A 12125-nucleotide genomic window follows, 5' to 3' on the forward strand; every position below is an offset into this window, starting at 1 on the left:
GCCGGGGTCAGAACGTGCGGTGGGTCCAGGCGCCCGCCAGGAGGGTGGCCGCCACCGGCATCTCGCGCAGGGCTGCCGCGGCGGCGTCCGCGTCGTCGGCCTCGGAGCCAGAGCCGGAGCCCGGCGCCAGCGGGTCGGCGTCCAGGACCACCAGGTCGGCCGGCGCCCCCGCCGTCGGGACCAGGCCGCGGCCGTCGGTCGAGGCCTCCAGGGCCGTGCGCAGGCCGATCCGCTGCTCCGGGTGCCAGGGCTTGCGGCCGTCCCGCGACCGGCTGACCGCCGCCGCGACCGCGAACCAGGGGTCGAGCGGCGCGACCGGCGCGTCCGAGCCCAGGGCGAGCACGGCCCCGGCGTCGTCCAGCGCGCCGAACGCGAACGCCCGCCCGGTGCGCCCCGACCAGTGCCGGTCGGCGATGTCGCGGTCGTCCATGGCGTGCTCGGGCTGTACGGACGCGATCACACCGAGCTCGGCGAAGCGGGCGAGGTCGGCGGGGTCGAGGAGCTGCGCGTGCTCGACCGAGCCGCGCGCCCCGGTCGCGGCGAACGCGTCCAGCGCGAGCGTGTTGGCGTGGTCACCGATCGCGTGGATCGCGCACCGCAGCCCGCCGGCGTGCGCACGGGCCATGAGCGGGACCAGCTCGGCCGGCGGCACCGACAGGATCCCGTGCGCCTCGGGCCCGGTCAGCCCCGGGTACGGGTCGTGGCAGTAGGCGGTGCGCGTGTTGAGCGAGCCGTCCGTGACCACCTTGAACGGACCCTGCTCCAGCAGGCCGCCCGTGCCCGGCAGCACGTCGCCGCTGCGCAACCCCTCGGCCAGGACGTCGTCCAGCCAGGGGGTCCACACCCCCGCCCGGACCCGCAGCGCGCCGAACCCGCCGGCGAACCGGCGGCGCCAGGCCGTGAGGTTGTCCGTGATCTCCAGGTCGACGACGCCGACCACGCCCCGCGCCGCGGCGGCCGCGGCGGCGTCGGCCACCCAGGCGTCGGCCAGGTGATCCGGCGCCCGGTCGACGGCGGCGGCCAGCGGCAGCCACTCGGCCTCCCGCAGCACGCCCGTGGGGTGCGCGCCGACGCCGACGAACCGCAGGCCGGCGGTGCTGAGCCACGCGCAGTGCAGGTCGCCGGAGACGAGCACCACGGGCACCTCGCCCGCGCCGGCGTCCAGCAGCTCCGCCGTGGGGACGTCGGGCCACAGCCCGTCCCGGAACCCGTAGCCGACCAGCGCCGTGCCGGGCTCGGGCGGCCCCTCGGCGAGGCGGTCGCGCACGAGCGCGACGGCCTCGGCGGCGGAGCGCGCGCCCGACAGGTCCAGCCGGCGCCGCACCAGCGCCCACTGCGTGAGGTGCACGTGCGCGTCCCAGAGCCCGGGCATGAGGATGCGCCCACCCAGGTCCACCCGCTCGACACCGCCGTCGCCGACGAGCCCGGCCGCCCCGACGACCTCGACCAGCCCGTCCCGCACCAGCACGTCGACGAGCCCGCCCGACTCGCCGACGGACCCGTCGAACGTAGGACCGGTCGGCGCAACACCCCCTGTTGCGCCGACGTTCCCTACGTTCGACGGCGACGCGCCGACCAGGCGGGCGTTCGTCAGGAGCAGGGCGGTCATGCCGCGCCGTCCGGGCGGCGGTCGAGCTCGGCGCGCACCTCGGCCGCGAGCGCCGGCTGCGCGTAGTGCGGGTCGGACCCGAGCGCCGTCACGACGCGCTCCACGACGGCGCGCGGCTTGTCCTGGCTCAGCTTCGCCTTGCCCTGCCAGCGGATCACGCGCAGGCGGAAGCCGGCGGCGCCCTTGGCGATGCGGTGGGCGTACTCCTCGACACCGGGGAGCCGCACGGGCTCGGGCATGACCGACTCGTACCGGTCGACGGTGTCGGACAGGACCGCGTACGACTCCTCCGGCCCGAGCAGCTCGACCGTGCACCACAGGTGGACGGCGAGGTAGTTCCACGTCGGCACGGCGGGCGTCATGTCGTACCAGCCGGGCGAGACGTAGCCGTGCGGGCCCTGCACGATCAGCAGGGACTCGCGGCCGCTGTCCAGGGCGTGCAGCACCTCGTCCGGCCGGCCGACGTGGCTGAGCAGGCTCATGGGCTCGCCCGGCGGCGTGTCCTCCAGCAGCACGGGCAGGTGGGAGGCGACGGGCGCGCCGTCGTCGGCCACCGAGACCAAGGTGGCCCAGCCGTGGGTGCGGACCAGGTCGCGCACGCGGGCCTCGTCCTGGATCTCGTAGTCGGTCGTGTGGATCACAGGGTCATCGAACCATCAGGACGGGCCTGTCCGGGACCCGTCCCGTGTGACCGCCGCGTAAAACTTTCATTTCCTTCTGAAACTTCATTGACCTTGATCGACGGTGTGCGCTCAACTGTTCGCCACCCGAGCAGGACCCCGGTGCGCGAGAGCGCGCTACCCGTGGAGGAACCATGAACCCGAGACTCCGGCCGCTCCCTGTCGCGACCGCCCTCGCGCTGACCCTCGCCCTGTCCGCCTGCGGTTCGGCCGGCGCCGACGACGCGGCCGGTGACGCCGGCGGCGGCTCCATCAGCGTGGCCGTCACCGACCCGATCCAGACGATCCCCGGCCGCCAGACCGTCGCCTACGACCTGAACATGGCCGTGTGGTCGCCGCTGACCTGGATCGACGCCGACGGCGAGCTCACCTACGTGGCCGCCGAGTCGATCGAGTCGGACGACGCCACCACCTGGACGGTCACGCTGCGGGACGGCTGGACGTTCCACGACGGCACCCCCGTGACCGCCCAGTCGTACGTCGACTCCTGGAACGCGGTGGCCTACGGCCCCGACGCGTTCGAGAACTCCGGCCAGCTCGCCGGCATCGCCGGGTACGACGACCTGAACCCGGCGGAGGGCGAGCCGAAGACCACCGAGATGTCGGGCCTGGCGGTCACGGACGACCTGACGTTCACCGTGACGCTGGACGGTCCCGACGGGCAGTTCCCGATGCAGGTCAGCCAGGCCCAGACCGCCATGTACCCGATGCCCGCCTCCGCCCTGGAGGACATGGACGCCTACAACGCCCACCCCGTGGGCAACGGCCCGTTCGCCGTGGTCGGCGACTATGTGGAGAACGAGCCGATCGAGACCGAGGCGTACGCCGACTACCAGGGCACCGCCCCCACGGTCGACGCCATCTCGTTCGTGCCGTACGCCGACGCCACCACCGCCTACACCGACGTGCAGGCCGGCAACATCGACGTCGCGAGCGTGCCGGCGGCCCGGCTGCCGCAGGCCTCCGGCGACTTCGGCGAGCGCCTCCACACCTTCGAGGCGCCCGGCATCTCGTTCCTCGGGCTCCCGCTGTGGGACGAGCGGTACGAGGACGTGCGGGTGCGCCAGGCCATCTCGATGGCCATCGACCGCGAGACCATCTCCGACGTGGTCTACGGCGGCCTCTACACGCCGGCCACCGCGTTCACCCCGGCCGTCGAGGCGGGCACGCCCGAGGGCATCTGCGGCGAGTTCTGCACGTACGACCCGACCGCGGCCAAGGCCCTGCTGGACGAGGCCGGCGGGTTCGACGGCACCATCGACATCTACTTCCCGGGCGGCATCGGGCTCGACGAGCTGTACAAGGCCATCGCCAACCAGCTCCGCCAGAACCTGGGCGTCGAGGCCGTCGCCACGCCGAGCGCCGACTGGGCCGAGTTCTCCGAGAACCGCACCAACGGGGACATCGACGGCCCGTTCTTCTCCCGCTGGGGCGCCCTGTACCCCAGCCAGCAGAACACGCTGCGCTCGTTCTTCGTGGAGAACGGCGGCTGCCCCAACTGCATCCCCTACTACGAGGACGACGTCGCCGAGCTGATCGCGGCGGCCGACGCCGAGGCCGACCCCGACGCGGCCGGCGAGGCCTACGCCGCGGTGCAGGAGCGGATCCTGGAGGACTTCCCGGCGCCGCCGCTGTTCTTCGAGACGTACTCCTACGTCACCTCGGAGCGCGTCGCGGAGCTGCCCACGTCCGCGGTGGGCAACCCGACCTTCTCCGCCGTCGTGCTCGCCGAGGGCGCATGAGCGGCGTGACCACCGGGGGGCTCGACGCGGGCCTGCTCGACGACGTGCTCGACCGGGCCCGCGCCGTCCCCCCGATCAGCGACTTCCCCACCGTCGACGCGCTCCTGGACTGGTTCTCGGCCCTGGCCGACGACCACCCGTCGCTGGTGCGCCGGCGGCGGGTGGGGACGTCGCGGCTCGGGGAGCCCATCGAGATGTTCTCGGTGGGCGACGGGCCCCGGCCGCACCTGCTCTTCGCGGGCGTGCACCCCAACGAGCCCATCGGGTTCCGCACGCTGCAGCACCTGGCCGCCGAGCTGGTGGCCGACCCCGGGCTGCGCGCCTCGACCGGCGCCACGTGGCACCTCGTGCCGTGCATCGACCCGGACGGCACCCGGCTCAACGAGTCCTGGTTCGGCAACCCCGCCGACCGCGCCGCCTACGCCCGGGGCTTCTACCGTCCGGCGCCGTCGGAGCAGGTGGAGTGGACGTTCCCCTTCGCGTACAAGGACGCGTACTTCGACGACGTGATCCCGGAGACCCAGGCGCTCATGCGCCTGATCGACGAGCTGCGGCCCGAGCTGATGGTCAGCCTGCACAACGCCGAGCTGGGCGGCGTGTACTACTACCTCAGCGAGGACCTGCCCGACGCCGTCGCGCCGCTGCACGCCGTGCCCGCGGCGCTGGGCCTGCCGCTCGACACGGGCGAGCCCGAGTCCCCCGCCCTGGAGCGGCTGGCGCCCGCGATCTACCGGGCCGGCTCGACCCGCGACGAGTACGACTACCTGGAGTCCCTCGGTCTCGACGCCCCGTCGCTGGTGGGCGGCGAGGGGTCGGCGGCCTACGCCCGGCGGCACGGGACGGTCAGCCTGATCGCCGAGCTGCCGTACTGGTCGCACCCGGCCGCGGACGACACGGCCGAGACCGACGCCGACTACGCGGACGTCGTCCGGACCAAGGCCGAGGCGCTCGTCGAGCTCGGGGGCACCCTGACCGGCCTGCTGGAGGAGGCCCGGGGCGACCTGACGCTGCGCAGCCCATTCCTGCGGGCCAGCGAGTCCTTCGTGCCGATGATGACGGACGCGGGCACCAGCGAGCTCGTGCGGGCCGGGCGACTGCCGTCCCGGCCCGCCACCGGCGCGGAGGTGTTCAGCAACGAGGAGGTCGTGCGGATGTTCCGGCTGCGCTTCGGCGGCATGCTGGTCCGTGCGCTGGAGGCCGAGGCCACGGCCGGGCTGGCCACGGCCCGGCTGCACCGCGTGCACGCGCGGGCCCGGGACCTGTACGACGGCTGGCTGGCCGACGCCCGGTCCGTGGCCGGCCTGGAGGTGCTGCCGGTGGAGCGGCTCGTGGGCGTGCAGTACGGCGCCACGCTGGCCGTGTCGCACGTGCTCGCGGCGCGCGGGTCCGGCTCCGGCGGAGGGGGCGGACGGCGATGACCCGGCGCGTCACCCGGCGCCTGGTGGACCTCCTCGTGGTCTTCCTCGGCGTCACGCTGATCATCTACCTCATGGTCTTCGCGCTGCCCGGGGACCCGATCGCCGCCCTCGGCGGCGACCGGCCCCTGGCCCCGAACGTGGTGGCCGAGCTGCGCGAGCGGTACCACCTGGACGAGCCCGTGCTGCAGCAGTACCTGCGCTACCTCGGCGGGCTGCTCCAGGGCGACCTCGGCACCACGTTCCAGGGCCAGTCCGTGGCCGACCGGATGGCCCTGCGCTGGCCCGTGACCATCACCCTGGCGCTGACGGCCTGGGGCATCGAGGTGCTTCTCGGGGTGCTGCTCGGCCTGGTCGCCGGGCTGCGCGCCGGCGCCGTCAGCGACCGCCTGGTCCTGGCCGGCACCGTCGTGGCGACGTCGATCCCTGTGTTCGTCCTCGCCGTCTCCGCCCAGCTCTGGCTGGGCGTGGAGCTCGCCTGGTTCCCCGTGGCGGGCACGGGCGCGGGCTGGCCGACGGCGTACCTGCTGCCCGCTGCGGTCATCGCCGTGTTCGGGCTCGCCTCGGTGGCCCGGCTGATGCGCGGCTCCGTGGTGGACACGCTGCGCACCGACTTCGTGCGGACCCTGCGGGCCAAGGGCCTCCGCGAGCGCCAGGTGGTCGGGGTGCACGTGATGCGCAGCTCCGCGATCCCGGTGCTGACCTACCTCGCGATCGACCTCGGGTACCTGCTCGGCGGGACCGTCGTGGTCGAGGGCGTGTTCAACCTGCCCGGCGTCGGACAGCTGCTGTTCCAGGCGATCCGGGCCCACGAGGGACCCACGATCGTGGGCGTGTCCACCGCGCTCATCCTCGTGTTCCTGCTGACCAACCTGCTCGTCGACCTGCTCGCCTCCGTCCTCGACCCGAGGATCCGCCATGAGTGAACCCCTGCCCGCCGCCCCCGTCGCCGCGGGACCCACCACTGGACCCACCGCCACGGCCCCCGCCACCGCACCGGCCGTCGCCCGGCGTGGCGTGTGGCGCACCCTGCGCCGTCGCCCGCTGTTCTGGGTGTCGGCGGCCGTGCTGGCCGTGCTCGGCCTGGTCGCGCTGGTCCCGTCGGCGTTCGCCGGCTGGTTCGGCCACCCCGACCCGCGGGCCTGCGACCTGGCCTCCAGCGCCCTGCCGCCCGGCGGCGGGCACGTGCTCGGCACCGACGTGCAGGGCTGCGACGTGTGGGCCAACGTCGTGTTCGGCACGCGCGCGTCGCTCACCGTGGGGCTGCTGTGCACCGCGGTGGCGCTGGCCGTCGCGCTGGTGGTCGGCACGCTGGCCGGGTACTACGGCGGCTGGCTCGACCGGGTCGTGGCCCGGCTGACCGACGTGTTCCTCGGGTTCCCGTTCCTGCTCGGCGCCGTGGTGGTGCTGACGTCGGTGGGCTCGCGGTCCGCCGTGTCCGTGGCCCTGGTGCTGGCCCTGTTCTCGTGGCCCACGATGGCCCGGCTGGTGCGCGGCTCGGTACGCACGGTGCGGGACGCGCCCTACGTGGAGGCGGCGCGCGCCATGGGCCTGCCCGACCGGCGGATCATCGCGCGCTACGTGCTGCCCAACGCGCTCGGCCCGGTGCTGGCGGTCGCGACGATCATGGTGGGCAGCGTGATCGTGGCGGAGTCCACCCTCACGTTCCTCGGGCTGGGCCTCAACGCGCCGTCGATCTCGTGGGGGCTGCAGCTCTCCAGCGCGCAGTCGTTCTTCCAGACGTCGCCGCACATGCTGGTGGCGCCCGCCGTGGTGCTCACGATCACGGTGCTGGCCATGATCACGCTGGGTGATGTGCTGCGCGACGTGCTCGACCCGAGGGGTCGCTCGTGAGCCCGGCTCCTAGGGTGGGCGCATGAGCAGCCACACCCCCGCTGACCAGCCCGCGGACCAGCCCACCGTCCTGCCCGCCGACTTGCCCGCCGACCTGCCCGCCGATGGCGCCGACGAGCCCCTGCTCGATACCGCCGCGGAGCACTTCGTGGAGCAGTTCGCCCTGACGTGGAGCCCACGGATGGAGGGCCGGATCATCGCGCTCCTCATGATCATGGACCGGCCGTACCTGTCCGCGCAGCAGATCGCGAGGCTGCTCAAGGCCAGCGCCGGGGCCGTGTCCACCGGCACCCGCCGGCTGGCGGAGGCCGGGTTCATCAAGCGCCACTCCGTGCTCGGCGACCGCCAGCACTACTTCCGCGTGGAGGACGACATCTGGGGCAGCTTCCTCGCGGGCGAGCGGAACTACCTGTCCCACCTGCGGAACGTGATCGACGACGGGCTCGCCATCGCGGGCGACGCCGACGGTCCCCACAAGCGCCTCGTCAACGCGCGCAACTACATGGAATGGCTTGCCGGGTACCACCGCAAGATGCTCGCCGACTGGGAGGCGTACCGCGACGCCCAGCCGGCGGACGGAACAGGAGAACCGTGACCGACGTCGCCACCGCTTCCGGCCCCTCGCCCGAGACCGAGCCCAGCCCGTCGTCCGGCACCTCCCCGGTGCTGGAGGTCCGCGACCTGACCGTCACGTTCCGCGTCGACGACGGGCACGCCCCCGACGTCCACGCCGTGCGCGGTGTGTCGTTCGACGTGCTGCCGGGCGAGGTGCTCGCCGTCGTCGGCGAGTCCGGCTCGGGCAAGAGCGTCACGTCGCTCGCCCTGCTCGGGCTGCTCGGCCGGCACGCGGAAGTGGGCGGCAGCGCCCTCCTCGGCGGGGCCGGGCAGGAGCGGGTCGAGCTGATCGGCCTCGACCGGCGCGCGCTGCAGGACGTGCGGGGGCGCCGCGTCGCGATGGTCTTCCAGGACTCGTCGGGTGCGCTGGACCCCGTGTTCACCGTGGGCTACCAGCTCGACGAGATGCTGCGGCGGCACGCGCCGGACCTCACGCGTGCCCAGCGCCGGGAACGGTCCGTGGAGCTGCTGCGCCTGGTCGAGCTGCCCGACCCGGCAGAGCGCCTGAAGTTCTACCCGCACCAGTTCTCCGGGGGCCAGGCCCAGCGCGTGATGATCGCGATGGCGCTCGCCTGCGACCCCGAGGTGCTGCTCGCGGACGAGCCGACGACGGCGCTCGACGTCACCGTGCAGCGCGAGGTGCTGGACGTGCTGCGCCGGCTGCGCGAGCGGGTCGCCACGTCGATCGTGCTGATCACGCACGACATGGGCGTGGTCGCGGACCTCGCGGACCGCGTGGTCGTGATGCGCGGCGGCGAGGTGGTCGAGACCGCGCCGGTGCGGCAGCTCTTCGAGGCGCCGCGCGCGGCGTACACCCGGGAGCTGCTGGCGGCCGTGCCCCGCGTGGGCACGCCGGACCGCCCGAGCGGGGCCGACGGCGCGGGCCGGCCCGCCCTCGCGTTCGACGACCTGGTGGTGGAGTACCGCGACCGACGGGGCCGCGCCGTGCGTGCCGTGGACGGCGTGACCCTCAGCGTGCAGCCCGGCGAGATCGTCGCGCTGGTGGGCGAGTCCGGCTCCGGAAAGTCGTCGATGGGCCGCTGCGCGCTCGGGCTGGCGCCCGTCACCTCCGGCTCGGTCGAGGTGGTGGGCACCCGCCCGGGCCAGGACACCCCGCGGACGGTGCGCGCCGCCCGGGCCCGGATCGGGGTGGTGTTCCAGAACCCCGCCGCGTCGCTCAACCCGCGCTACTCGATCGGCGAGTCCGTGGCCGAGCCGCTGCGGGTCCACGCCGGCCTGCGCGGACCCGAGCTCGAACGGCGCACCGCCGAGCTGCTGGAGAGCGTGGAGCTCCCGGCGTCGTGGGTGTCCCGGTACCCGCACGAGCTCTCGGGCGGCCAGCTCCAGCGCGTCTCGATCGCCCGGGCCATCTCGCTGGGCCCGGACCTGCTCATCGCCGACGAGCCGACGTCGGCCCTGGACGTGTCCGTGCAGGCCACCGTGCTCGACCTGTTCCGCCAGGTGCAGCAGTCCCTCGGCTTCGCCTGCCTGTTCATCAGCCACGACCTCGCGGTGGTGGACGAGCTCGCCGACCGCGTCGCCGTCATGCACCGGGGCCGCCTCGTGGAGACGGGCGCGCGCGCCCAGGTGCTCGGCCGCCCGGAGCAGGACTACACGAGACGCCTCCTGGCGGCGGCCCCGGTCCCGGACCCGGCCGAACAGGCGGCCCGCCGAGCGGCGGTGGGCTGACGGCGGTGGGCTGAGCGGCCGTGGGCTGACGGAGGTTCAGCAGGCGGTCTGCGACCGCGTGCACCCCGCTGACGGTCGCGGACCGCCTGCTGAACCGGGGCCAGTATCGGCAGCCGAGATCCGGCCGTGACCTGCGGTCAACCCCGTCGTAAGGCGCGGGCCCTAGCGTGCCGCCGTGCCCCTACCTCACCCCGCCGGCGCAGCACCACGAGCCGGCGCCACCGAGCAGGTCAGTACCACCGGGCGGGTCGGCGCCACCGGGCGGGTCGGCGCCCTCGACGGGTTGCGCGGTCTCGCCCTGCTCCTCGTGGTCGCGTTCCACCTCTTCGGCCAGGGCCGGGTCTCGGGCGGCGTCGACGTGTTCCTGGTGCTGTCCGGGTACTTCGCGACCGCCGCCCTGCTACGACGCGCCGAGGCCGGCACCCTCCGGCTCGCGGCGCACTACGCCCGCACGCTCGCGCGCCTGCTCCCGGCGGCGCTCGTGGTGCTGGCCGCCGTCACGGTCGCCCTGCTCACGCTCGCTCCCCGGCTGCGCTGGTCGGCGGGGCTGCGCGAGGTCGGCGCGGCCGCGACCTTCTGGGAGAACTGGGAGCTGGTGCACTCCGCGCTCGCGTACGGCGCGGCCGGGCCCGACGCCAGCCCGCTGCAGCACTTCTGGTCGCTCTCCGTGCAGGGCCAGTTCTTCGCCGTCTGGCCGCTGGTGGTGCTGGGCCTGGTGGCCGTCGCCCGACGCCGCGCGTGGGCCGGCCGCACCCCGTTGCCGCCCCGCCGCCTGGTCACCGCGGTGACGGCCGCGGCCACCGCCGCGTCGTTCGCCCACGCGCTGTGGCTCGTCCACGCGGACCAGCAGGTCGCCTACCTCAGCACCTTCACGCGGTTCTGGGAGATCGGCGTGGGCGCGCTGCTCGCCCTGCTCCTCCCGCACCCCGGCCGCGCCATGGCCCGGGCCGGGCGCGTCGCCCCGGCACCGTCCGGGCAGGCCGCCGCCCGCTTCGGTGGCGTGCGGAGTCTGCTCGGGTGGGCGGGCCTCGCCCTGGTCGTGGGGTCGGGCTTCCTGGTCGACGGCGCCGACGTGTTCCCCGGGGCCTGGGCCCTCGTGCCCGTCGGCGGCGCGGCGCTGGTGCTGATCGCTACCGTCCCGGGGCCGACGGCGGGAGCCCGCCCCGCCGGGCATCCGTCCCACGGCGTCGAGCGGCTCCTGGACAGCGCCCCGCTGCGCCTCGGCGCGCGCGTCTCGTACGCGCTGTACCTGTGGCACTGGCCCGTCCTGGTGTTCTGGCTCCTGACGACGGGGGCGCACCGCGCGAGCCCCCTGACCGCCGCCGGGGTGCTCGTGGTCTCGGCCGGGCTCGCCTGGCTCACCACGCGGTACGTCGCCGAGCCGCTGCTCGCCCACGTCACGGCACGCCTGGCCGCACGCCGGCCCGCGAGCGCCGTCGGCCCCGCCGACCCGGCCCGTCGACCCGGCCCCGCCGACCTGGCGGGCGACGTGACCTCCCGGGCCGCCGCGCCGCCGTCGGGCAGGCGGACGCTCGCCGTGCTGGCGGGCGCCGCCGTACTGATGCTGGGCGGTGCCCAGGCCGCGGCCACCGCGCACGACGTGACGGTGCGGCAGAGCGTCGACGACCTGCTGGCGCCCTCGCTGGACCATCCGGGCGCCGCGGTGCTCGCCCCGGGCGCGCCCGACGCGGACCCTCCCCGGGGTCCGGACGCCGTCCCGTTCCGGCCCGCCACGTGGGTGGCCTACGACGACCATCCCGACCGGCCGGACTGCGCGCAGGGCGGCGACCGGTCCGAGCTGCTGGAGTGCACGATCGTGGCGCAGGCCGACCCGGCGGCCGTCCTCTACCTCGCGGGGGCGTCGCACGAGCAGCAGTACGAGGAGGCGTTCGCCGCGCTGGCCCGGGCGCACGGCTGGGAGCTGCGCGAGATGCTCAAGCACGGGTGCCGCCTCGCGACGTCGGGCGGCGGTGAGGGGTCGGCCGGGCCGGTGCCCCCGCCGTCGTGCGCCACGTGGAACGAGCGGGCGCTGGCCGCGCTGGTGGCGGCCCGCCCGGACGCCGTCGTGGTGATCGGCACGCGCACGTACGAGGACGGCTCGCCCGAGCAGGTGCTGCCCGGCCAGGTGAGCGCGTGGCGCACGCTGGACGGCGCCGGGATCCGCGTCGTGACCGTCCGCGACAACCCCCGCTTCGAGTGGTTCGTGCCCGAGTGCCTCGACACCACGACCTTCCCGGAGGCCTGCGGGCGTCCCCGTGCCGAGCAGCTCGCCGCCGTCTCGCCCGTGCCGACGGCGCCCGGCGTGCCCGCGTCCACGGTTCACCTGGACCTCACCGACTCGATCTGCGGGCCCGAGGTGTGCGCGGCCGTGGTGGGCAACGTGCTGGTCTACCGCGACGACGACCACCTGACCGACACGTACGTGCGCACCCTCACGCCCGCCGTGGGGCGGCAGCTCCGGTCGGGCGCGCCCTGGCTGTTCGAGGACGGGCGGAGCGCCGGACCGGGGTAACCTCTGCGG

General features: G+C 75.0%; 9 protein-coding genes. 7 read left to right on the plus strand and 2 right to left on the minus strand.

Features of this window, described 5'->3' with window-relative positions; genetic code table 11:
- Positions 1 to 7: 7 nt before the first annotated feature.
- Together AB0I29_RS15700 and AB0I29_RS15705 are read right to left on the minus strand one after the other, a co-directional pair.
- Positions 8 to 1609: an amidohydrolase family protein gene (locus tag AB0I29_RS15700; RefSeq protein WP_357482870.1), complete on the minus strand. Its 1602-nt coding sequence runs from the start codon at positions 1607 to 1609 to the stop codon at positions 8 to 10.
- Positions 1606 to 2250: an FMN-binding negative transcriptional regulator gene (locus tag AB0I29_RS15705; protein ID WP_357482873.1), complete on the minus strand. Its 645-nt coding sequence runs from the start codon at positions 2248 to 2250 to the stop codon at positions 1606 to 1608. Before AB0I29_RS15705 ends, AB0I29_RS15700 begins: the two co-directional genes overlap by 4 nt.
- Positions 2251 to 2423: 173 nt before the next feature.
- On the opposite strand from AB0I29_RS15705, the gene AB0I29_RS15710 reads away from it, so the two are divergent.
- From AB0I29_RS15710 to AB0I29_RS15740, 7 genes are all read left to right on the plus strand, one after another.
- A complete protein-coding gene (locus AB0I29_RS15710; protein ID WP_357482876.1) occupies positions 2424 to 4031 on the plus strand; it encodes an ABC transporter substrate-binding protein in 1608 nt (535 codons plus the stop codon).
- Positions 4028 to 5449, plus strand: a complete 1422-nt coding sequence (locus AB0I29_RS15715) for a M14 family zinc carboxypeptidase (RefSeq protein ID WP_357482879.1) — start codon at positions 4028 to 4030, stop codon at positions 5447 to 5449. Before AB0I29_RS15710 ends, AB0I29_RS15715 begins: the two co-directional genes overlap by 4 nt.
- On the plus strand, positions 5446 to 6372 hold the full coding sequence (locus AB0I29_RS15720; protein ID WP_285108252.1) for an ABC transporter permease: 927 nt from the start codon (positions 5446 to 5448) through the stop codon (positions 6370 to 6372). The genes AB0I29_RS15715 and AB0I29_RS15720 overlap by 4 nt, the downstream gene beginning before the upstream one ends.
- Complete coding sequence (locus AB0I29_RS15725) at positions 6365 to 7300, plus strand: ABC transporter permease (protein WP_357482882.1); 936 nt, start codon at positions 6365 to 6367, stop codon at positions 7298 to 7300. Before AB0I29_RS15720 ends, AB0I29_RS15725 begins: the two co-directional genes overlap by 8 nt.
- Before the next feature lie 22 nt (positions 7301 to 7322).
- Positions 7323 to 7895, plus strand: a complete 573-nt coding sequence (locus AB0I29_RS15730) for a MarR family transcriptional regulator (protein WP_357482885.1) — start codon at positions 7323 to 7325, stop codon at positions 7893 to 7895.
- Positions 7896 to 7963: 68 nt separating this feature from the next.
- Positions 7964 to 9604, plus strand: a complete 1641-nt coding sequence (locus AB0I29_RS15735) for an ABC transporter ATP-binding protein (RefSeq protein WP_357483032.1) — start codon at positions 7964 to 7966, stop codon at positions 9602 to 9604.
- A gap of 175 nt (positions 9605 to 9779) precedes the next feature.
- A complete protein-coding gene (locus AB0I29_RS15740; protein ID WP_357482888.1) occupies positions 9780 to 12116 on the plus strand; it encodes an acyltransferase family protein in 2337 nt (778 codons plus the stop codon).
- Positions 12117 to 12125: the final 9 nt, after the last annotated feature.

It is taken from the genome of Promicromonospora sp. NPDC050262 (assembly GCF_040655935.1).
Classification (GTDB): domain Bacteria; phylum Actinomycetota; class Actinomycetes; order Actinomycetales; family Cellulomonadaceae; genus Promicromonospora.

Excerpts from the sequence above, each read along its gene's own strand:
- AB0I29_RS15700 (WP_357482870.1), bottom strand. The coding sequence starts at position 1,609 with ATGACCGCCCTGCTCCTGACGAACGCCCGCCTGGTCGGCGCGTCGCCG.
- AB0I29_RS15710 (WP_357482876.1), top strand. The coding sequence starts at position 2,424 with ATGAACCCGAGACTCCGGCCGCTCCCTGTCGCGACCGCCCTCGCGCTG.
- AB0I29_RS15715 (WP_357482879.1), top strand. The coding sequence starts at position 4,028 with ATGAGCGGCGTGACCACCGGGGGGCTCGACGCGGGCCTGCTCGACGAC.
- AB0I29_RS15720 (WP_285108252.1), top strand. The coding sequence starts at position 5,446 with ATGACCCGGCGCGTCACCCGGCGCCTGGTGGACCTCCTCGTGGTCTTC.
- AB0I29_RS15725 (WP_357482882.1), top strand. The coding sequence starts at position 6,365 with ATGAGTGAACCCCTGCCCGCCGCCCCCGTCGCCGCGGGACCCACCACT.
- AB0I29_RS15730 (WP_357482885.1), top strand. The coding sequence starts at position 7,323 with ATGAGCAGCCACACCCCCGCTGACCAGCCCGCGGACCAGCCCACCGTC.